Annotated in this window: 24 protein-coding genes; 11 read left to right on the top strand and 13 right to left on the bottom strand. The window is 64.5% G+C overall.

Annotation, left to right across the window (positions count from 1 at the left end):
- Window positions 1-43: 43 nt before the first annotated feature.
- The 4 genes from QUE68_RS29015 to QUE68_RS29000 all read left to right on the top strand — a co-directional run bounded on the left by QUE68_RS29015 (window position 44) and on the right by QUE68_RS29000 (window position 3,913).
- Entirely contained in the window at window positions 44-922 is an 879-nt protein-coding gene (locus tag QUE68_RS29015; RefSeq protein WP_286274904.1) for a LysR family transcriptional regulator, read from the top strand.
- A 981-nt stretch (window positions 923-1,903) separates the two neighbouring features.
- Window positions 1,904-2,713, top strand: coding sequence for a glucose 1-dehydrogenase (locus tag QUE68_RS29010; RefSeq protein WP_286274903.1), 810 nt, complete (start codon window positions 1,904-1,906; stop codon window positions 2,711-2,713).
- 2 nt (window positions 2,714-2,715) lie between these two features.
- On the top strand, window positions 2,716-3,378 hold the full coding sequence (locus tag QUE68_RS29005; RefSeq protein ID WP_284234594.1) for a TetR/AcrR family transcriptional regulator: 663 nt from the start codon (window positions 2,716-2,718) through the stop codon (window positions 3,376-3,378).
- A gap of 4 nt (window positions 3,379-3,382) precedes the next feature.
- Window positions 3,383-3,913: an EXPERA domain-containing protein gene (locus tag QUE68_RS29000; protein WP_286274902.1), complete on the top strand. Its 531-nt coding sequence runs from the start codon at window positions 3,383-3,385 to the stop codon at window positions 3,911-3,913.
- Here the strand turns inward: QUE68_RS29000 and QUE68_RS28995 are convergent.
- The 7 genes from QUE68_RS28995 to QUE68_RS28965 form a co-directional block, all read right to left on the bottom strand.
- Window positions 3,883-5,007: an FAD-dependent oxidoreductase gene (locus QUE68_RS28995; protein WP_286274901.1), complete on the bottom strand. Its 1,125-nt coding sequence runs from the start codon at window positions 5,005-5,007 to the stop codon at window positions 3,883-3,885. The two genes, QUE68_RS29000 and QUE68_RS28995, sit on opposite strands and share 31 nt — an antisense overlap.
- A gap of 3 nt (window positions 5,008-5,010) precedes the next feature.
- Window positions 5,011-5,814, bottom strand: a complete 804-nt coding sequence (locus QUE68_RS28990; RefSeq protein ID WP_286274900.1) for a glucose 1-dehydrogenase — start codon at window positions 5,812-5,814, stop codon at window positions 5,011-5,013.
- Window positions 5,811-6,881: an NAD(P)H-dependent amine dehydrogenase family protein gene (locus QUE68_RS28985; RefSeq protein WP_286274899.1), complete on the bottom strand. Its 1,071-nt coding sequence runs from the start codon at window positions 6,879-6,881 to the stop codon at window positions 5,811-5,813. Before QUE68_RS28985 ends, QUE68_RS28990 begins: the two co-directional genes overlap by 4 nt.
- A gap of 79 nt (window positions 6,882-6,960) precedes the next feature.
- Window positions 6,961-7,464, bottom strand: coding sequence for a nuclear transport factor 2 family protein (locus tag QUE68_RS28980; RefSeq protein WP_284234589.1), 504 nt, complete (start codon window positions 7,462-7,464; stop codon window positions 6,961-6,963).
- Window positions 7,465-7,494: 30 nt separating this feature from the next.
- A complete protein-coding gene (locus QUE68_RS28975; protein ID WP_286274898.1) occupies window positions 7,495-8,250 on the bottom strand; it encodes an SDR family NAD(P)-dependent oxidoreductase in 756 nt (251 codons plus the stop codon).
- Window positions 8,251-8,393: 143 nt separating this feature from the next.
- Entirely contained in the window at window positions 8,394-8,534 is a 141-nt protein-coding gene (locus QUE68_RS28970) for a hypothetical protein (protein ID WP_284230430.1), read from the bottom strand.
- 436 nt (window positions 8,535-8,970) lie between these two features.
- Window positions 8,971-9,783 (bottom strand): SDR family NAD(P)-dependent oxidoreductase, encoded by an 813-nt coding sequence (locus tag QUE68_RS28965; protein WP_284230428.1) that lies wholly within the window; start codon window positions 9,781-9,783, stop codon window positions 8,971-8,973.
- 44 nt (window positions 9,784-9,827) lie between these two features.
- On the opposite strand from QUE68_RS28965, the gene QUE68_RS28960 reads away from it, so the two are divergent.
- Both QUE68_RS28960 and QUE68_RS28955 read left to right on the top strand, forming a co-directional pair.
- Entirely contained in the window at window positions 9,828-10,457 is a 630-nt protein-coding gene (locus tag QUE68_RS28960) for a carboxymuconolactone decarboxylase family protein (protein WP_286274897.1), read from the top strand.
- Window positions 10,458-10,524: 67 nt separating this feature from the next.
- A complete protein-coding gene (locus QUE68_RS28955) occupies window positions 10,525-12,126 on the top strand; it encodes a GMC family oxidoreductase (protein WP_286274896.1) in 1,602 nt (533 codons plus the stop codon).
- Window positions 12,127-12,144: 18 nt separating this feature from the next.
- Here QUE68_RS28955 and QUE68_RS28950 read toward each other — a convergent pair whose 3' ends face one another.
- The 3 genes from QUE68_RS28950 to QUE68_RS28940 all read right to left on the bottom strand — a co-directional run bounded on the left by QUE68_RS28950 (window position 12,145) and on the right by QUE68_RS28940 (window position 14,909).
- Window positions 12,145-12,966: a mycofactocin-coupled SDR family oxidoreductase gene (locus QUE68_RS28950; RefSeq protein ID WP_286274895.1), complete on the bottom strand. Its 822-nt coding sequence runs from the start codon at window positions 12,964-12,966 to the stop codon at window positions 12,145-12,147.
- Window position 12,967: 1 nt separating this feature from the next.
- A complete protein-coding gene (locus QUE68_RS28945; protein WP_286274894.1) occupies window positions 12,968-14,155 on the bottom strand; it encodes a cytochrome P450 in 1,188 nt (395 codons plus the stop codon).
- Window positions 14,156-14,255: 100 nt separating this feature from the next.
- Window positions 14,256-14,909 carry a nitroreductase family protein gene (locus QUE68_RS28940; RefSeq protein ID WP_284234579.1) on the bottom strand — a complete coding sequence of 218 codons (654 nt, stop codon included), beginning with the start codon at window positions 14,907-14,909 and terminating at the stop codon, window positions 14,256-14,258.
- A gap of 174 nt (window positions 14,910-15,083) precedes the next feature.
- Between QUE68_RS28940 and QUE68_RS28935 the strand changes: the two genes are divergently transcribed.
- Both QUE68_RS28935 and QUE68_RS28930 read left to right on the top strand, forming a co-directional pair.
- Window positions 15,084-15,854 carry an SDR family NAD(P)-dependent oxidoreductase gene (locus tag QUE68_RS28935; RefSeq protein ID WP_284234578.1) on the top strand — a complete coding sequence of 257 codons (771 nt, stop codon included), beginning with the start codon at window positions 15,084-15,086 and terminating at the stop codon, window positions 15,852-15,854.
- Window positions 15,855-15,940: 86 nt separating this feature from the next.
- A complete protein-coding gene (locus tag QUE68_RS28930; RefSeq protein ID WP_284230413.1) occupies window positions 15,941-16,684 on the top strand; it encodes an SDR family NAD(P)-dependent oxidoreductase in 744 nt (247 codons plus the stop codon).
- Window positions 16,685-16,717: 33 nt separating this feature from the next.
- Here the strand turns inward: QUE68_RS28930 and QUE68_RS28925 are convergent, their stop codons facing one another.
- Entirely contained in the window at window positions 16,718-16,879 is a 162-nt protein-coding gene (locus QUE68_RS28925) for a hypothetical protein (RefSeq protein WP_286274893.1), read from the bottom strand.
- A gap of 55 nt (window positions 16,880-16,934) precedes the next feature.
- Between QUE68_RS28925 and QUE68_RS28920 the strand changes: the two genes are divergently transcribed.
- Window positions 16,935-17,798: an SDR family NAD(P)-dependent oxidoreductase gene (locus QUE68_RS28920; RefSeq protein WP_286274892.1), complete on the top strand. Its 864-nt coding sequence runs from the start codon at window positions 16,935-16,937 to the stop codon at window positions 17,796-17,798.
- Window positions 17,799-17,915: 117 nt separating this feature from the next.
- Here QUE68_RS28920 and QUE68_RS28915 read toward each other — a convergent pair whose 3' ends face one another.
- On the bottom strand, window positions 17,916-18,563 hold the full coding sequence (locus tag QUE68_RS28915; RefSeq protein WP_286274891.1) for a TetR/AcrR family transcriptional regulator: 648 nt from the start codon (window positions 18,561-18,563) through the stop codon (window positions 17,916-17,918).
- A gap of 120 nt (window positions 18,564-18,683) precedes the next feature.
- On the opposite strand from QUE68_RS28915, the gene QUE68_RS28910 reads away from it, so the two are divergent.
- Together QUE68_RS28910 and QUE68_RS28905 are read left to right on the top strand one after the other, a co-directional pair.
- The gene (locus QUE68_RS28910) at window positions 18,684-19,256 is read left to right on the top strand and encodes a nuclear transport factor 2 family protein (protein WP_284231461.1); all 573 of its coding nucleotides are present in this window, start codon (window positions 18,684-18,686) and stop codon (window positions 19,254-19,256) included.
- Between the two features lie 383 nt (window positions 19,257-19,639).
- A complete protein-coding gene (locus tag QUE68_RS28905; protein WP_284230407.1) occupies window positions 19,640-19,879 on the top strand; it encodes a hypothetical protein in 240 nt (79 codons plus the stop codon).
- A gap of 175 nt (window positions 19,880-20,054) precedes the next feature.
- Here QUE68_RS28905 and QUE68_RS28900 read toward each other — a convergent pair whose 3' ends face one another.
- Window positions 20,055-20,606, bottom strand: a complete 552-nt coding sequence (locus QUE68_RS28900; RefSeq protein WP_286274890.1) for a YaeQ family protein — start codon at window positions 20,604-20,606, stop codon at window positions 20,055-20,057.
- Window positions 20,607-20,633: the final 27 nt, after the last annotated feature.

The raw sequence follows: 20,633 nt of genomic DNA, 5'->3' as shown, positions 1-20,633 counted from the left end.
GAGCTACTTGTTCGATATGAGGCGTGCTCGCCTACTGCGCGACTTGTCGGTCCACCGAACCGTCGCAGCGACCGCGGAGGCCGCACATCTGACGGGCCCGGCGGTGTCCCAGCAGCTCGCCGCACTGGAGAAGGAAGTGGGGATGCCCCTGCTGGAAAAGCATGGCAGGACCCTGCGCCTCACCGCCGCTGGCAGTTTGCTCGTCGAGCATTCCGAGGTCATTCTGGGTGGGATCGCTGCAGCAGAAGCCGATCTCGAGGCGTTACGCGGTGGCCGAGGCGGCGTCATCAGAATCGCGATATTCCCCTCCGCTGCCCGCACGTTCATGCCACAGGTGTGGCGCGAGCTCGCACTCGACAGCACCCACCAGGTGGATCTGCGACTCGTCGAGAGCGAGCCTGACGACGCCACCCAGGTCTTGCGTCAGCGTCACGTCGACATCGCGGTCGTGCACGCTTACACCCTGCTGCCCCGCGACCTGCCCCCCGGTTGCGAGCAGCATCGGCTCCTCGAAGAACCCGTTCACCTCGCCCTTCATCCGCGACGTGCGGCCCGGCACGGCCTCAACCCAGGACAGCCTGCCGAGCTGGCGCACTTCGCCACCGACGACTGGTTGATGCCCGGACCGGAATCGTCCTGTCACGAAATGATCCAACGCGCTTGTGGCGCAGCCGGTTTCGTACCGAACGCAGTTGCGCTCGCGACGGACTTCTCCGTACTGGCCGCACTGGTCTCCGTCGACGCCGGAGTAGCCCTGATACCGGACATGGCCCTACCCCCCAACACCAGCGAACTCAGTCTTCACCCGCTCACCGAACCCGTGACGCGGAGCATCTACGCCCTGACACCCACCGGTGCGGACCGCCAACCCCACATCCAACGAGTCCTCGCCCACCTCAGGCGCGCGGCGGCTGACGGATAGCCGATTCCAAGTTCTTGGGAACATCCTGATGGCGCACACGCCTAAAGACCGTGACGACAGGCGGTTTCGCTCTCGCGGAGTGGCACGTCGGAAACGGTCCCAGTTCGTCGGCTGATGACAGTAGCGGAGTCGGTCTGGCTTGCGCGCCCACTACTAGCCAAGCAAGTCAGTTGCGTTATGCCGTCCGTAGGCAGTGCCGTTGACGCCCCAGCCACCTTCGCTAGCCTCGACGATCACCACCCAGGTGCGCTCGCCCTGGGTCGGGTCGCCGGACACGTGGCGATGATGCCGGTGAACCCCTCTACGACGGAATCGCGTCCTGCCTGATCGAGACCGCCTGCACCGACGGTGATCTGGATGCGTACGACACGTGCCCGGTCGGTTGCCGCGGTCTGCACCGCAGCTGCCGGGAGCCGATGTACGAAGACGCCGGTGACGTCTTGGAGCGCCCGCACGCTCCATCGGTGTGAGGTCCGCCGTCCTCAGATCGGCGGGCCTGCCGCGTGACGTGCTGCGTACAGCCACGACAGGTGGCGACTGAAAACGACCGATTGGCTTTGCGCGCCTTGCTGCGCCAACGGGACAAGGGATGAGTTGGACGGCTTGTGTATTCAGTTTCTCTGCCTGCGGTGCGGAAGACTCCTCGCCCGCGCCGACGAACTGGAATCGACGGCTTCGGTCGCTAGCGACGAAGAGGTCCAGTTGCAGGACGACCTTCTCGCTGTGAAACCTCTGGACACTCAGCCCTGGCTGAGCAAGAACTGCGGTTAATACACATGGTGGCCATCATCGGTGTGGCATCCACGCCTGTGACGAAGAGGGTGAGTTCTAGAATTTCGACCGTCATGGGCAGCGTTGCCGCGGCCGGATCTCGGGGATGGTTCGAGTGGCCTGACATAACACTCATAACAGCAGTGACATTGATATTGACAGTGATTATCAACTTCTGGACACTGTTAGTCCCCGGCCGGAAGTAGATGCATGATCCTCGACAACTTCGCCGTCACCGACAAGGTCGCCATCGTCACTGGCGGCGGCCAGGGAATCGGGCGCAGCATTGCGATCGGCTTGGCCGAGGCGGGCGCCGATGTCGTGGTTGCAGCCCGCACGATGTCAGACCTCGACGAGGTCGTCACGCGCATTCAAGAGACCGGACGGCGAGCCTTGGCGGTCCGGACCGACGTGATGGAATCCGACCAGCTCGACCATCTGGTGGCCGAGACGGTCCGCGTCTTCGGCCGGCTCGACATCCTGATCAACAACGCTGGAGGCACCGCGCCGCGACCGGCGATGCACACCTCGGAACGTTTCTTTCAGTCCGCCGTGCACTTCAATGCCATCGCACCGTTCCTGCTGACGAAGGTCGCAGCTCAAGCGATGGTGGACACCGTCGGCTCCGGCAGCGTCGTCAACATCTCATCGCGGGCAGGTGACATGGTGCTCACGTCGTTCGTTGCCCACGGCGTGGGTAAGGCGGCCCTGACGCAGATGACCAGAAACCTCGCGGCCGAGTTCGCGCCACGGGTGCGGATCAACGCCATCGGTACCGGTGCCATCGACACGCGAGCCCTCGCCACGGTCATGCAGGATGAGCAGATGCACCGTGATCTCCTGGAGCGCACGCCCATGCAGCGTGCCGGAATGCCCGAGGACATCGCTTGTGCCGCGCTGTACTTGGCGTCCCCGGCATCGTCGTGGGTCACCGGCGCGATCTTGAACGTCGACGGCGGCTCCAGCGTCCCTGCCGTCGAGATTCCCGCTCCGCCGCTGGAACCGCGACCACCGAGGTGAGCATGCCCTTCACGCAACAGGATTCAGGTCAGACCGAGACGAGCGCGTCGATTCCGCTGCGCGAACGGCAACGCATTGCGTTGCGTGCCGACATCCAGTTCGCCGCCCTGCGAATGTTTGCGGCGCAGGGTTTCGGCAATGTCACCACCGAGGCGATCGCCGAAGAGGTCGGTATATCGCCCAGTACATTCTTCCGACACGTACCGAGCAAGGAATACCTCTTGCTCGGAGCAACGCAGCGCGGACGGGAACAGATCGTCGCCAACTTTCGCGCCCGTCCGCGCGACGAGGACGTCGCGGAATCCATTGCAGCGGCGATTCTCGCTCGCACCTCACAGTTCGTCAACGACGACGAGACCATGGAACTCTGGCGGCGGGCGATGGCTTCGGCACCGGCTGAGTTGCGCCGAGCCTCCCTGCTCAATCGCGAGGACTGTGACGAACTCATCGGCGCGGTCGCTCTCCGCCTGGCCGACACCGCCACCGCAGCGGGCATCCAGGCGGGGGTCATGGTCCGCGCGGCCGTTGCCGCGGTCGAATATGCCTACGAGTGGTGGCTCACCTACGACCAAAGCGAGTCGTTGCACGAGCTCACCGAGCGGGCACTTCACCTGGTGACCAATGGGCTGAGCAATTCCAAGCCGCCGGCCCGACGTCGGAAGTGACCAGATGACAACAGTTCTCGTGGAACCCAGCCCCCTCGTCCGCAGCCGGCTCGACTACGTCCTGATCCCTGCATTTATCCTCGGCATCGTCAACGCCGTCGCGCTGAGTCTGCCCGAGGGGCTCGGTGTGGTCATCTCCCCCAGCAGTCCCTGGCCGGTGTTGCGTTGGCTGCACACCTGGGCCGTCGAGGAGGAACCGCAGCACCTGGTCATGCCGCCGCCGCTACAAGCGTCGCTTCTCTACGACGCCTTCGTGCAGCTCCCATTGATGGTCGTGCTGACCATCGGCCTGTGGAAGTTGAAGTCGTGGCCGTGGCTGGGAACTCTGGCCGTGATCTATTTCGTCAGCGCCAGCATGAACATGTACTTCTACTTCATGCAGACATTCCTCGGGCCGGACAGCCCCCCGAACCTTGGGCTCTACCTGCCGATGAACCTTCCCTGGGCAATCGTGCCGATACTGGTGGCGTGGCGCTTCTGGCCCTGGCCCGGGATGGACCGCAGTCAGCCCCTGGCCGGCCGAACGCCGCGGTAGAACCCGCGCCGGACTACCCACGGCAGCAGTACCCGGTTGATCAACCAGGCTGGAACCCGGATCGTGTGACCGTCGGAAGCGAAGAACAGGAGCCCGTCGTCCTGCACGCCGAGCACCGACCCCCACCGAGAGCGGGAGGCTCGGTAGTCCTTGAGTGGCCGGCCGGTCACATAAGCGCGAATGTTGTTCGCCAGCAAGCCATCAGCACGGTTGCGGGCCGAGGACCGCAACGGATCGGTGGCGGCGACGTCGCCGATGGCGAAGATCTCCGGCCTGGTGCGGGTCTGCAACGTGGTGTCGACGTCGACGAAGCCGTGCTCGTCGAGCAGGGACGGGGGCAGCCAGTCGGTGTTCGGCGCGACCTTGCCGATGGCCCATACGACGGCGTCGGCCTCGACGGGGTGCTGCCCCGTGCTCCAGTGGACTGGCTCGTGGGTGATCTCCTCGCAGGCGAAGCCGTCCGGCACCACGGCGCGGTGCTCTGGGTGCAGGCCGACTCCAAGGTCGACGAGGCGGCTGCGTACCTGCTCCCAGGCGCGCGGATGGTGCGCAACCAGCGCCCGCTGTCCGGGGAAGTAGAGCTCAATCCGCTTGTCGGGCCAACGGATCCGTAGATTCGCCGCAGCGCTGACCGCTGCCGCGCCGCCGCCGATCACGATCACCGAAGAGGCGGTGGCAAGGGCCTGGTGATGCGCCAGGATGTCGGCATCAATCTGCTCGCGTGACTGCAACTCGGGCCGGCGCCAGAATCCGTTGGTCACGCCGGTCGAGACCACCAGCACGTCGTACGCCTCCACGGCAAGGCTGCCGTCGGCCAGCCGGACGGTGACCTCGCGGGAATCGAGGTCCAGGCCGGTTAGTACCCCGTGGACCCTTCGTACGCCATCGAGCCGTCGATAGCGCCCGAAGTCGACCCGGTTGTCTCGGGCCCAGTCATCGGGCCGCGCCAACCGCACCCCCAACTCCTGCCCGCTGACCAGCTCGGGCTTGCTCGAGATTCCGACGACCCTGGCATGGCGGGCGAGGTGGATCGCGGTGAGCAACCCGATGTCACCCAGTCCAGCAATGACTACCCGTGGCCGCTGTTTGGTCACGGGTTATCGGCTCGGGCGCAACCGCGGTACCGGAACGTCCATGGCCGGTCGCTCACAACCACCGTCGACGTGAAGCAATTTGCCGGTGACCCACGCAGACGCCGGAGAGGCCAGATAGAGCGCAGCACAAGCGATGTCCTTCGGCGTTCCCGGGCGACCCATCGGGGTGTTGGCTTCGAACTGAGCGCGCAACTCGTCGTTGGTCAGAACGACGTCAAGACCCTGGGTGGCAACGCCGCCGACGACGATCGCGTTCACTCGAACCAGTGGTGCGAACTCACCCGCAAGGGTCCGCGTCATCTGATTGAGCGCGGCCTTGCCTGCGCCATAGGCGGTGAACGAGCTCAGCACCATGTCGGAGGCGCGAGAGGAGATGTTGACGATCGATCCGCTGCCCGCGGTGTCCACCATCGGCTGAGCGGCGAGCTGGCTCATCAGAAACGGGGCAGTGACGTTGAACTTCATCGCCATGTCGAAGAACCGCTCCGACGTCGTCATGGCAGACCGCGGCCCCGTACCTCCGGCGTTGTTGATGAGCACGTCGAGGCGGCCGAACTTCTCGACGGCAGAGTCGACGAGCCGGCGCCGATCATCGTCTACGAGGACGTCCGTGGCGACGGCGAGCGCTGTGCCACCCGCTTCCTCGACGCTGGCGACCACCTCGTCGAGATCGGCCTTGGTGCGCGCGCCAAGGACCACGCTCGCTCCGGCCTCGGCCAGGCCGAGTGCGATACCGCGGCCAATGCCCTGGCTTGCGCCCGTCACGATGGCCACGCGTCCGTCGAGCCGGAACTCGTCGAGAATCACTTACTGCGCCCAAATCCGAACTGCGGCGCGGCCCGACCGGCCAGCAGGGGCAGATCGAGGTAGGTCTTGATTCCGGGCGCGGCGTCGACGACGTAGGGGATCGCGCTGACACAGTGATTGGCGGTGACCACGACGCCGGGGTTTCGGATCAGCCCCGCCTCGATGGTCTCGGGCTGCAGGCCCTTGATGGTGAATTTCACATCTGGGTCCCCGCTGATCTCGATCTCGAACCGCTCGCCCTCCGGGCCGAAATTCCATGCAGGATGCAAATTCTCCTCACCCATGAGCCAGTTGACGCTTGCGGTGACGACCGGCGTCCCGTCCACCAGTGCACGCCAGTGGAACCTGCGCGCGGCGACCTGGCCCGGCTCGATGACGCCGATGGGCGCTTCGATCGGCATGGTGGCGACGGCGACCTCCTGCACTGACTCGAGCTCGGGATCGACGTCGAACCCCATCTCCGTCACGATCATCCGTACCGACGCCTTGAAGCCCGCGGCCAACAGGTCGACGATCGGGCCGGCCATCGCTACCTCGGGCGTCACGCCGAATCCCATGATGTGGCGCACGACGTCGGGGGCGTTGTAGGTGCGAATGTCACTGAACTCCTCCGACCGCACGTGTGTGACGGCCGCGGTCAACGCCGAGGCCATCAGCGGGAACCGCTCAGTGATCCCACCCGGATGAATACCCGTGCCGTGCAACGTGCTTCCGCCCGCGGCGCAGGCATCGAGGATGGCAGTGCAATTGGACAGGTCGGGGTATACCCACCCCACGGGTGTGACGACGTTCTTGCCCGAACGCAGGAGCGCCACCACTTCGTCCTCGTTCGGAAGGAGCGGGCTGTAAACCACGCAGTCGGCATCGAGAGCGAGGATTTCGTCCACGCTGGTCGTCGCGAGGACACCGATGGGGTCCAGGCCGACGAGTTCGCCGACGTCCTTGCCGTGCTTGCTCTCCGAGTGCACCCAGGTGCCCACCAATTCCAGGTCGGGATGGGCGAGCACGCCCTGGATCGCGGCCTTGCCCACGCCGCCTGTCGCCCACTGCACCACTCGAATCGCCATGACCACCATTCAAGTCGTTATTGAGAGTGACTGTCAAGATCGTAGCGACTATCAAATAGTGGTCGACGGCCGAGAACGGTCAGGGTTTTTCAAGCCGCGGCGGGGTGATGTTCCGATCGGGGTGGGCTCCGGGGACCGACATCCCCGCTCCCGGCATCCAAGCGGATTCGACCATCAGGTCGCCTACTTCGGCGATGTTCAACACATCCAGTTCGTAGTCGAACAACCCGTCACCGGCATAGTGCAGGAGCGAGAAGGCAGGAGCCTGATAGGGAGAACCGTCTGCCCGAGTTCCTGGCAAGCGATTCCACCAGTAGGTCACCAATCGGTCGCCGTCGACCATGGTCCACTCTTCCGGGAAGCTCCACCCCTCGAAGCCGGCCATCGAGTGGTCGAGGTATCGGGTGATCTCGTCGCGACCTTGCACCCGGCCCCAGGCCGGGTCGATGAAGACGGCGTCTTCGGTGAACCACGCACCGATGGTCGACCATGGTGCGTCGCCGGCCACGCATAGTTCGCGTTGTGCGACGTACCGCCGATAGGACTCCAGCGCTTCCGTTTCGCGCGCAGCAAGTGTTGTCACTGGTTCTCCTTGTTGAGTAGGGGTTTTCGACTACGAGAAGAACGAGCCGCCGCCGTCCACGGAAATGGTGCAGCCGGTGATGAACGTGGCGTCGGGCCCGGCCAGGAAGACCGCGGCGCGCCCGACATCGGCCTCGGCGTCGGCCGTACGCGGAATCGACAATTGACGGTAGAGGGCGTCGAGGCGTCCGGGCTTCTTCGCGAGATCCGCTGCGGCACTCGGACTAAGCGAGAAGGGCACCAGGGCGTTGACCGTGATGCCCTTGCGCCCCCATTCGCGGGCCGCCGCTCGGGTCAGCCCACCCACCGCCGACTTGGCGGAGACGTACGCGCCGTACCCCACCATGGATTGTGCTTCCGTGCCCGACCGCAGGTTGATGACACGCCCACCGTTCTGCAAGTAGGGGAAGCACGCCCGCATGAACCAGAACGACGCGAAGGGCCCGCTGGTGAAGGAGATCAGGAACTGCTCGTCGTCGAGGTCCTCCAGCGGAATGCCTACCCTCGCGTCGACCGCGTTGTTCACCAGGATGTCCACCGTGCCGAGCGCCTCGATGATCGAGGCAACGCAGGTGTCTACCTCGCCGGAGTTCCGTACATCGCAGATGCGGTAAAGCGCACTGCCGCCGAGTTGCTCGATGAGAACAGCTGTCTCCGAGGCGGTTTCTTCGTTTCGGTCGACGATGGCAATCGCGGCACCCTCACGGGCCAACGCCAGAGCAATGCCGCGGCCGACTCCCTGCCCGGCACCCGTGATGAGTGCAACCTTGCCGTCGAGAACGCCCATCATCCGAACGTACCCATCGTGACAGTGACTATCAAGATAGAAGTCGGCACCATCGCCAAGGCGCCGACCTCCATTCTCGATGGAAGGACCTTAGAACCCCGGTGACAGGCTCCTGACCGACGCTCCTTCAGTGCCGTGGCGAGTTACTTCTTGTAGACGGTGAACTTCGATCCGGTCGCCAGGAAGAAGTCGGTCGCGTTGGCACAGATGGTCGCCCTGACCGATGAGCCGTCGTACTGTTTGGTTCCGGGCTCCGTTGCGGAGATGACGCCCGAAACACCCACGCGCGCAGGATGGTCGGCGGGGCACGACGTGCCGTCAGCGGGCGCTCCATTAGCTATGTTGGTCAGCTGAAGGCTAGCGCCCTTGAGAAAGGGTGCGTCCCAGAAGATGGTTTCCGTCCCTGGCACCGTCCGTTGGGTGTATCCCGACCCCGTCGTCGTTTGCCCCCGAGCGATGCATCCTGTGAGCGGGTGCGGCCACGTCGTGCTGGGTCCGGAGAATCCGGTGCACTGGATCCACACATCCGACGGCACGGGCGGGTCGGCGGCCGCCGGTCCACTGAGCAACACCGAGGCCCCCATCGTCCCCAGTGCAATCACGACAGCGCCTCCGATCGAGGTCAAATGGCGAAACGATCTACGCATCATGGTCTTTCCTTTCTCGAGAGATCCCGTGTGCCCGCTCGGGCGCAGAGGTAGTGGGTCGAGTTCACATGGCTCAACCGAATTGGGTAATTCCACCGTCCACGACCAACGACTGCGCCGTGATGTATGCGGATTCGGCGCTGAGCATGAATACCGTGGCGTAGGCGATGTCCCAGGCGCTGGCCTGGCGGCCCAGTGGCCATCGGATCTTCGTGCGGCCCGCGACGGTTGCGTCGCCCACGCGGCCGAGGGGCGTGTCGACGGGGCCGGGAATGACGTAGTTCGCCCGGATTCGTCGGGGCGCACCCTCGAGCGCGACGTGCCGAGTGAGTCCGAACAAGGCGGCCTTCGACGAATCGTAGGCAGGGAAGCGGGTGCCAGCTTTCAGGCCGGCGGCCGATCCGATGAACACGAACGCTCCGTCCTCCTCGAGCAAGGGCATCGCGGCCCGCGCCACGAGGAAATGTGACCGTACGTTCACCGCGAAGATGTCGTCCCACAACTCGGGGGTGGTGCCTTCAAGCCCCTTGCCTTCTCCGTACCCGACGTTGGCCACCACGCCATCGAGGCCGCCAAGGGCTTCGTGGGCCTCCTCGACGAGCCGTTGACATGCATCGGCGTCGCGAACGTCGGCGACGACGGGTGCCGCGGCGTTGCCTTCCTGCGTGCACAGGTCGGCCGTGAATCTGGCGGCCTCTTCGTTGACGTCGACGCATGCCACCCTGGCACCTTCGCGAGCGCACAGCACGGCGATCGCACGTCCGTTGCCGACCGTCACCTCTGGATCCGGTGAGGGGCGCGAACCGGCGCCGACGACGATGATCCTGCGGCCGGTCAGGCGACCTCGACCGGCTGCGGTCCCGGCCGACTCAGGGGCGAGAGTCATGGGTGGAAGGTAACACCCGTGCTGTACGGATGTACAGTCTGCTGATGGTCGAAGAGAACGAGTCGCCGAGCGTGCCGCGGCTGGCGCCGATTCCGGCGGATCAGTGGGATGACGTCGCGGTCGCGGCGATCCGCGAAGCCTTCCCGGCGAAGGTGGTTGACGCGTTCCGGAGGAAGGGGCTGGCGCCGAACGTCTTGGCTACGATGCTTCATCATCCGGCGCTCGCCGGATCGTTCAACCGATTCGGCAACGTTCTGCTCGCGGAGCCGGCGATTGGCCATCGTGAGCGGGAACTGATGCTGCTGCGTGTGGCCTGGCGCACCCGGGCGCGCTACGAATGGGTGCACCACGTGCGGCTGGCAGCGAAATATGGACTCGACGCCCGTGACTTCGCGGCGATCGCCGAGGGCGACTCGGAATCGTGGTCACCGCTGGAGCGCGATCTCGTGGCGGCGACGGATCAACTGCTCGACCACTACCGCATCGACGATGACACCTGGGCCCGTTTGCGCGGTCAGCTCACCAACGCCCAGCTCGTCGAGCTGCCCTTCATCGTAGGCGCTTACACCTGTCTGGCGATGGCGTTCAACAGCTGGGAGCTTCAGGTCGAAGACGGGGTGGATACGAGTGACGTTCCACCGCTTCCGAGTTGGCCCACCCCGCCGGTGGAGTGACGCCCATCCAGTACTATACGAACGTACAGCGCACGTCGTTGCGCTGAGCTTCAACGAAGGGCGGCAGATGAGCAGCTACGACTACGTCATTGCCGGCGCTGGTTCGGCCGGATGCGTCTTGGCGAACCGGCTGTCCGAGGATCCGAACATCACCGTTCTCCTCGTAGAAGCCGGTGGCCCCGATCGCAGCCCGCTGTTCCGCGTCCCCAAGGGCTCAGGAAAGTTGTTCGACAACGAGAAGCACATGTGGCATTACGCCACCACCTCGTTCGGTCCGAATCCACACTCCGAGCAGTGGATGCGCGGGAAGGTGCTCGGTGGGTCCAGTTCGATCAACGGCATGATCTACAACCGCGGTCACCGCGCCGACTGGGACGGGATGGAGCAACTCGGCAACAAAGGCTGGGGCTGGAACGACATGCTCCCCATCTTCAAAGGCTTCGAAGACAACATCCTGGGCGCCTCACCGACCCGCGGCGTCGGCGGCCCAGTACACGTCTCCGTCCCGCGGGATCCGGACCCGCTGTGTGAAGAGATGATCACCGCAGGTGCAGCATTCGGCTTGGAGCGAGTTGAAGACATCAACGAGTCCGACGAAGCCCGCATTGGATACGCGACCTCCACCATCCGCAACGGAATCAGGGTCAGCGCGTCCTCGGCGTTCCTCAAGCCAGCGATGCGTCGACCCAACTTGACCGTGCGCACCGGAACTCGTGTCGAACACGTCCTCTTCCGCAATGGCAGAGCTGTTGGACTGCAGGTCGCGGCCAAGGGCGGATCCACCACCGTCCACGCGACCCGCGACGTCATCCTGAGCCTCGGCAGCCTCAACACTCCGAAGGTGTTACAGCTGTCCGGGATCGGGCCCCGCAGCGTCTTGGAAGCTGTGGGCGTCGCCGTTTATCTCGACCGTAACACCGTCGGACGCGGGCTACACGAACACCGCTGCGCCACCCTGCGCCTGCAGCTCAAAGAGGACCTGGGGTACAACCGGCAGTTGTCGAGCAGTGTGGCACAGGCTTTGACGGCCGCGCGGTACCTGGCAACACGCAAAGGTCCCCTCGCCGCCCCGTCCTTCGACATCGTCGGATTCGTGAAGTCCCAACCCGACGTCGACCGACCCGATGGCCAGATCATGCTCGGCCCGTGGACGATTCCGCCCTACAACCTCGGTGAGCCCGTGGCCATCGAGCGGCAGGCCGGCGTCTCGTGTCTGGGAATGGTGCTGCGTCCCACCTCGGAGGGATCGATCGAGATCACCTCCGCTGATCCGTCGGCGCCACAGCGCATCGACCCGAACTACCTCGAGACCGAGTATGACCGCACCACGACCGCCAACTTGCTGCGCACCATGCGCGGCATCTTCGAGCAATCACCTATCGCCGAGCGGATCAGTCACGAGACGTACCCTGGCCAGCGCGTGCGCTCCGATGGCGATGTGGTCGACACAGTGCTGGACGGGGGCTATTGCGGCTATCACGCCGCCGGCACGTGCGCCATGGGTCCCAGTGACGACGACGTCGTCGACGATCAGCTGCGGGTACGCGGTATCGACGGTCTACGGGTCGTCGACTGCTCGGTGATGCCCACCATGGTGGCCGGCAACCTCAATGGCCCGATGATGGCAATGGCCTGGCGCGCAGCAGATTTGATCATCGACGGTCGGTGATCGGTGCACGGGTGGTCGTTACATCGTGGCGAAGCCAGCATCAACGGGCAACGCCGTGCCCGTGAGGTAGCGCGCGGAGTCGTTGACGAGGAACAGCACCGCGTTCGTGACGTCGATCGGTTCGATGAACGGAACGGGCAACAGGTTGCCCGACATGGCGCTGGCGTCGGGATTGGCCGCGAACAGATTCGCCATGTGCTCGTTGAAGATCATCGGTGTCGCCACGCCGGTGGGGTGTACCGAGTTGACCCGAATGCTGTGCTGGGCATAGGCATAGGCGGCGGAGCGCATCAGGCCGACGATGCCGTGCTTGGAGGCGGCGTAGGCGAAGGTGGCAGCGCTTCCGTCGCCCCCGCGACCGACCAGTCCCTGCATCGAGCTGATCAATACCATCGAACCCCCGGTTCCCCGGCGGATCATCGAAGGGGCCGTGGCGGCGATCGTGTTCCAGACGCCGCGCAGGTTGGTATCGACGATGTCGTTGAATACCGCTTCGTCGAGGGGATTGGTCAGGCCCATGCCGACGACGCCGGCGTTGGCGATCATGACGTCGATCTCGCCGAAGTCGGCGACTCCGGAGTCGACGGCAGCCTGCAGTGCGCTCAGGTCGCGGACGTCGGCCACCGCGGTTCGGATCCGCCCGCCGGCGTCCTGCACCAGATCGGCGGTCTCGGCGAGATCGGCCTCGGTGGCCAATGGGTAGGGGATCGACGCAATGTCGGCGCACAGGTCGATGGCGATGATGTCGATTCCCTGGCGAGCGAGAGCTACCGCATGGCTTCGTCCCTGGCCCCGCGCGGCGCCGGTGATGACCGCGACGTGATTCAGTGATGAGTCCATCCTAGGAAACGTTGGCGGGCATGGTGTCCCATCCACGCACCGTCGATGTGCGCGACCGCGTTGCGCCCGCCATGTCGATGTCCCACTCGGGCCACCGCTTGAGCACCTCCTCCAGAGCCACGCGGCCCTCCAGGCGTGCCAGCGGGGATCCGACGCAGAAGTGCGCTCCACGACCAAAGGTCAGATGCCCGCCAGGCTTTCGGTGGATGTCGAACCTTTCTGGGTCCTCGAAGTGACGTTCATCCCGGTTGGCCGACGCCAGCATCATCAGCAGGGCACTCCCCGCCGGTATGACCTGCTCGTGGAAGGCCACGTCGTCGGTGGCGACGTAGCGCGCAACGTGTGGTCCCGGTGGCTCGAACCGCAGTAGCTCCTCGATCGCCATCGGAATCAGCTTGTGGTCTTCAGCCAACTCCTTGCGCTGGTCGGGGTGCTCGGCCAGCACCTTGCCCATCCAGCCGAAGAGACGTCCCGTCGTCTCGACACCCGCGCCAGCGACAACCGCTAGGAACACCACGAGTTCCTGCTTGGTCAGCTTCCGCGTGGTTCCGTTCTCGTCTTCGAACTCCACGTCGAGCAATTCGGTTATCAGGTCATCCGAAGGGTTCTTCTCGCGCCAGTCGACGTACTCGCCGAACATGTCACCGCGAAAATACTGGTCCTTCTTGATCTTCATGGGCTTGCCCGCTTCGTTGCGCGACACCTCGTTCGCGTGCTTGCGCACGGCGGGTTGCTCGGAGTCGGGGATTCCAGCCAGCATGCCGATCGTGCGCATGGGAAGCTCTGCGCCCAGGTCGACGACGAAGTCGAAGCGATCTCCGCCGACCAGTGGATCGAGGCAGGCCACGCAGAACGCGCGAATCTTGTCCTCGATGGCCCTCATCTTCTTCGGCGTAAAGGCTCTCGACACGATGGCCCGGTGAATCGTGTGCAGCGGTGGATCCTCGTTGATGAAGATCCCCGGGGGCATCACCGGATCGGCCATGACCACTTCGAGGATGTCGCCCTTGGCCGAACTGAGCCGCGCCGTATCCTTCAGCGCAGCATCGACATCGGCGTAACGACTCACGCCCCAAAAATCATGGCGCTCGTTGTAGTAGACCGGTTGCTCGTCGCGCAGGCGTCGGTAGGTCGGGTAGGGATCGAGGTCGATGTCGAAATCCCATGGGTCGTAATACAGATCGCTCAACGTCGGCTCCCTCGGCAGCTAAACATCGCACGCGCGTCAAACCCGCGCTGCTGTACGACTGTATAGGAGTGGTTGATGGCCAGGCAACCGGACATTGACGTCAAGCTTCGGGTGACCAGCAGTTCCAATGGGTCACGTCCTCGGGGCCGAGGCGGCGAGCCGGCTTGAAGTCCACGCCCTTCGTATAGGCGATGGGGAACATGCCCACCTGGCTGTACTCGTCGTAGGGAATGTTCAGCAATTCGGCTACGGCGCGTTCACCGTTGCCGAACAGGTGCAGCGTGGTCCAACAGGTTCCCAATCCACGGGAGCGTAGCGCCAGGCAGAAGCTCCACGCCGCGGGCATCACCGACGCCCAGAAGGTGGCGCTCATGGCCGAGGGGCTGCGGTCGACCCGTCCCTGCAGGCATGGAATCAGGATGAACGGCGCGTCCTGTAGGTGGGCGGCCAGATGTGCTCCGGAGGCGGCCATCCGTGCCCGCTGTGTCGATTGATCGGAGGGTTCGCGAACTGCAGATTTCCTACCGACCCCCGCAAGATTGGCCCGGTAGATCTCAGCCAGCGCGCGCTTCTTCTCCGGGTCGTCGACGAACACCCATCGCCAGCCCTGAGCGCCCGAGGCGTTGGGTGCTTGAAGCGCAAGGGTCAGGCATTCACTCAACACCGCGCGCGGCACCGGTGTGTCGAAGTCGAGCCGTAGCCGCACCGATCGGGTCGTCGACAGGAGTTCATCGGTGGACATGTCCAGGGTCATCGTGTGCCTTCGCTCGGGAGGTGGACTGTACGACTGTACAGCGCGGGCATTTGTCTTCGATGCTGGATCCGTCGTTTCGGCTTCGTGGCGTGAACGTTCTGCTATACGCTCGTACAACTTCGCGGATCAGCCGCGCCCGCTGGCACCCCGCCCACGAATCCCGAGGAGTGCGCAATGAGCAGTCGGTTCTCACTCGATGGCCGTGTCGCCGTCATCACCGGTGGAGGCACGGGCATTGGCCGCGGCGCCGCGCTCGTGCTGGCCGAACACGGCGCCGACGTCGTGCTGGCGGCCCGCCGGCCAGGCCCCCTGGAATCGACGGCCAAGGAAGTTGTGGCGCTTGGGCGTCGAGCGTTGGCGGTATCGACCGACATCACCACCATGCAGGCCTGTCAGCAGTTGGTCGACGCCACTCTCGAGGAATTTGGTCGGGTGGACATCCTGGTGAACAACGCGGGTGGAGCGCAGACCAAGCCGATCAAACGATGGTCCGAGGACGAGTTCGACGACGTACTCGCGCTCAACCTGGGCAGTGTCTGGCATTTGTCGAGGGCCGCGTCGATCCCGATGCTTGAACAAGGCAAGGGCGCGATCGTCAACATCTCCTCTGGCGCAAGCCTGCTGGCCATGCCCATGGCCGCGCCCTATGGGGCGGCGAAGGCGGCTGTCAACAACTTGACCGGTTCCATGGCGGCGGCATGGTCGCGCAAGGGAGTTCGTGTCAACGCCATCGCCTGTGGGGCCGTCCGCGCAGCAACATTGATGGACGAGGCCGAGAAGCTAGGTCTCGACGAGAGCACGCTCGCCATGTCGAACGGGTTGGGTCGGCTGGGTGAACCCGACGAGATCGGTTACGGCGTACTGTTCTTCGCCTCGGACGCCTCGAGCTTCTGTTCGGGACAGACGCTATACATGCACGGTGCGCCAGGGCCGGCGGGCATTTAGTACAAACAATCTCATGTCATGGCCCACCTAAGCTATGCATTCGTACAGCACCAGGTGCGCGCGGTCACAGTCGAGGAGTGGGTGAGTTGAGTCGAACAGCAGTAGTGACCGGCGGGGGATCCGGGTTGGGTCAGTCGATCAGCGCAAAGCTGGCCGCGGACGGCCATCGGGTGGCGGTCATGGATGTGAATCTGGAGAATGCGGAGAAGGTCGCCGCCAAGATTCAGGCGAGGGGCGGCACCGCACTCGCGGTTGGAGTCGACGTCTCGGATGAAACGGCCGTGGGGTCCGCTTTCTCCGAGGTCCGCGAATCACTGGGGTCTATCGGCATTCTCGTGACCAGCGCCGCGATCGCGGGATTCACCCGGTTCGACAAGATCACCCTCGAGGAATGGAATCGCTATCTGGCGGTGAATCTGACTGGCACGTTCCTCGCCGTCCGGGCAGCGCTCTCGGACATGGTGGAAGCCAACTGGGGTCGGATCGTCACCATCTCCTCGGCCGCCGGTCAGCAAGGTGCTCCTCGGCAGGGGCACTACTCGGCCACCAAGGGGGGCGTCATCGCTATGACGAAGACGCTCGCCTTGGACTATGCGCGCAAGGGCATCACGGCTAATACCGTGCCCCCGTTCGTCATTGACTCGCCCATGCTCCGGGAACAACAGGCGGACGGAAAGCTCCCAGCTACGGAGCATCTCACCCAGGCCATCCCCGCTGGACGCCTGGGCACGGGTGATGACGTGGCCGCCGTGTGTTCGTTTCTGTGCTCCGAGGCTGCGGGATACATCAACGGACAGGTCATTGGGGTCAATGGCGGCGCCGTCGTGTGACCGATGAATCCTCGCGGAGCCCAGCAACAGACTTCAGGCCATCTGCGATGAGTAAGGATTGCCGCGACCGATCGCCGAATTGAAGAACGCTGCAAGGATCGCCGACTGGACGCAGCCGTTTCGGCGGCGCCGCACGGCCGACGGTGCCTGTGCCAGCACCGGCGCCGCCCTGGCCATTGCACCCATGCTGTACATGCGTATAGCATGGGAGCTTGAGCAAGGCTGCCGTCCTACCGACAGGAAGAGGGTCATGTCCAACGACAACCCAGTCGCAGTCGTCACCGGCGCTAGCCGCGGTGCAGGTGCGGGGATTGCCCACGCTCTAGGAAATCACGAATGCACGGTCTACGTCACCGGCCGCACTAGAGATACCACCGCATCGCGCTTGGCGGGCACCATCGATGAGACCGCCGCGCGCGTGACCGCCGCGGGCGGCACGGGAATTGCCGTCGCCGTCGACCACGGCGATGACGAACAGGTGCGAAATCTCTTCGCGCGCATCGGAGAAGAGGCGGGACGCGTCGACATTCTGGTGAACAACGCCGCGATCATCCGCGACGAGATGATGGGTCGGACGAAGTTCTGGGAGGAACCCGTCAACGTCATCGACACCCTCGACGTAGGCTTGCGCAGCAGCTACGTCGCCACGGTGCATGCAGCGCCCCTGATGCTGCCGCAGCACAAGGGATTGGTGGCTTTCTCGTCGTCTTCGGGCGCGGCGCACTACGCATTTGGGCCCGCCTACGGGGTCCCCAAAGCCGGTACGGACAAGATGGCCGCCGACATGGCGTTCGACTTGAAGGAGTTCGGCATCGCGGCGGTGTCGATCTGGATGGGTGCGCTACTCACCGACCGTGTCCGCAAGATCATTGCCGCCAAGCCCGAGAAGTTTGGCCACATCCTCCAATCCGCCGAGACTCCAGAGCTGACAGGGCACGTCATCTGGGCGCTTTACAACGACGCAGATTTGATGGACGTCAGCGGCCAGACGTTGATCGGCGCCGAACTGGCGGTGAAGTACGGAATTGCCGACGAGGACGGACGCCAACCACCTTCCTACCGGGACCTCTACGATGTCCATCCTCAGCCGCAGTGCGCCTACGTCATGCGATGAGCGCCCCGTGAGACTGGACTTCGACGCTGACGTTGAAGCGTTCCGGGCCGACTACGCCGACTTCCTGACCACCAATCTGCCGACCACTTAGGACTTCCTGCGGCGGGTGAGTGTTCCTCAAATCTTGCGCGCCGGAGTGCGCCGACGCGAAGTCGTCTTGCGTCTGGGCTTTTCGGACTGCGGCTCGACGGTGTCGATGTACTGCTCGAAGGCCGCGGTCACTTCCGCGTGTGCCGACTTCACGCCGATTCCCTTCTCGAGATTGAGCAGTTTCGGTAGGCCTGACACCAGCAATTGCAAAGCCGGCAAGGAGAGATCGCCGAGGGGTCGCGCGTTCTTGCCGAACTTCGCTTCGAGTGCCTCGAGTTGAATCTTGCGGACCCCCTCGGTGACGGCGGCGATCTCGGTGCGGATGGACTTTCGGTGGTTTCCGAGAGCCATGAACTCCGTCATCATCGCGCCGGTCGCTTCCTGCCAGGAGTACTCCCAGACGGCACGAAGCGGATCTTCGGTTCGACGCTGGAACGCCGCGGCGAGGTAGGTGAGACTGCGCTCCGAGTAGCGTCTGATCGCGGCAACGAAGATGTCGTCGAGAGTCGGAAAGTAGTACTGCACCAGGCTGGGCGTTACGCCGGCCTTCGACGCGAGCGTCCGGTACGACACGCTCGCGTAACCCTCCTCGAGCATGGTCTTCTCGACGCACTCCAGAAGGACGTCCCGAGTCTTGGACGTTTCCGCTCCGACGCGCCGCGACGATGTCGCCATGGTCTCCCGATCTGTTTCGTTGGCCGTATTCTGTCATCTAACGCCCCTGCTGTACGGTCGTATAGTCTCATTGTGTGCCGACGCGTGTCGGCGCCGACCTACGCGACCGGCAGGACGACGATGACGAGCAACCCCACCCCCAGCCCCCTGGAAGCGCTCCAGAAGGACGTCCGCTATCTCTTGGATCGCACCGAGATCCTGGATTGCATCGCCCGCCATGCGCGTGGCTGCGATCGCCACGACATCGATCTGATCACCGCGGCCTATCACCAGGATGGGGTCGACGAGCACGGACATGCGATCAATGCGGGGCCGGAGTACGGGGCCTGGGCCAACGCCACCCACGCCGAGACCTCGCGCGTACACACCCACAACATCACCACCCACAGCTGCGAGATCGATGGCGACACCGCGCACGCCGAGAGTTACGTGCTCGTGGTCCTGATCGGACCCGACACCAAGAGCGCACAGTTCATCACCGGTCGTTACATCGACCGACTCGAGCGCCGCGACGGTCACTGGCGCATCGTCGTTCGCCGGTCAACGGTCGAGGGCATGTTCATCGGCGACGCCCGGGTTCTGCAGTTGCCATTCTTCACGGAGAAGGGCTACCTCGTCGGAACGCGAGATCGTGACGACCTGTCTTACGAGCGCCCGCTGAGCATCGACACCCCGGCACCCGCGCGCTGGTAGCCACGAGCGCGACCGATACGGGCGTGCTGGCCGGCGAGCAGCGGATGCTCATCAACGGCGAGCTGCAGCTCACCGATGGCGACGCACTGTTCGACGTCGAACATCTCGGCAGTGGCGACGTCGTGGGTCAGGCAACCGACGCCACACTCGCCGATAGGAAGCGTGCCGTTGGGGCCGCAGCAACGGCCCTCGCGGGCCCGCGGACATGCTGTTCTGGTTGTCCACGACGGGCGCGCCCGCCGCGGTGGTCAACGGTTGGGTGTTCTCTTCGAAGGCCATCAGATTCTGCTTGGTAGTGGACGGCTATGCGGGCCAGGTGTTGGTCAGGATGACGTTGACGAAGTCGTCGCGGGCACGCCCATCCCGGACTAGAGAAGCGGACCTTGGTCGACACGCTCTGGGAGGTGCACGCCAGGGGCCGCGGTGCGGCCATGAGTGTCCTGCGCCGCTACGAGTTGCACCGCCAGGGCGATCAGCCGTTCGGCAAGCTTTCGGGCGGCCAGCAGGCCCGCTTCCAGATCTTGGACGTGAAAGTGAGAATTCGTGACCTTGCGAGCGGTGTCGTCGTCACCGCCGCCCCCTTGGGTCAGCGTCGACGCCCGTTGCCCGGACCTGGCGACTGATGGACGATGACCAACGAAGTCGTTCGCGTAGCCAACCTGGTCGACCCCCTGCCCGACTCCAAGACCCGACACTCCTAGTTCCCGTCATCGTCGGCAATCTGTCTTGGCCGCGGATCTCAACCCGGCCCGCTCCACGAGCTCGCCGACGGCGACTAGAGACCTCGGGCTCAGACGTTCACTCCAATGGCTCTGGCGTGAAGGTGACGTCGACACCGCCCACGGTCATCGTCACCTGACCTTCCATAACCATCACCTGCGCCGCGACCCGTCGATCGACAGTCTGAGCCAGCTGCTGCACCGGCTCGTTCGGTATCTGCACCACCGACAGGTTCGGCAGCTTCGCCACTTTGGGTCCGACGGTGCGCCACCAGGTGGCCACGCCGGCGGCGAACGGGAACAGCAGTACCTGGTCGGCCTGGCTGGCCGCCTTGCCCAAGGCGCGTTCATCGGGTTGGCCAACGGTGATCCACTCCAGGATCCGGCCCGTGTAGTCGGCGAGCCGCAAGTCCGGTACGCCAGGGGTGGACAGGCCCGCCCCGAATGCCAATTCACCGTCGACGTCGCTGAGCCGGTGTGCGCGCAGCCCAAACGCCAACAACCGCACCACCATCCGCTCATCGGTCTCACTGGGGTGACGGGCCACGGTCAGCGTGTGATCGGCGTAGTAACCGTGATCGACATCGGAGACGCCAAGTTCGATTTTGAACACTGTTGCGGAAAGAGCCACGTCATAGTGTCCACCCCGGTGGTGCTC

It is taken from the genome of Mycolicibacterium sp. TUM20985, from assembly GCF_030295745.1.
Taxonomy (GTDB): Bacteria; Actinomycetota; Actinomycetes; order Mycobacteriales; family Mycobacteriaceae; genus Mycobacterium.
Note: the sequence above shows the minus strand (reverse complement) of the source record. Positions and strands in the feature narration are given on the sequence as shown.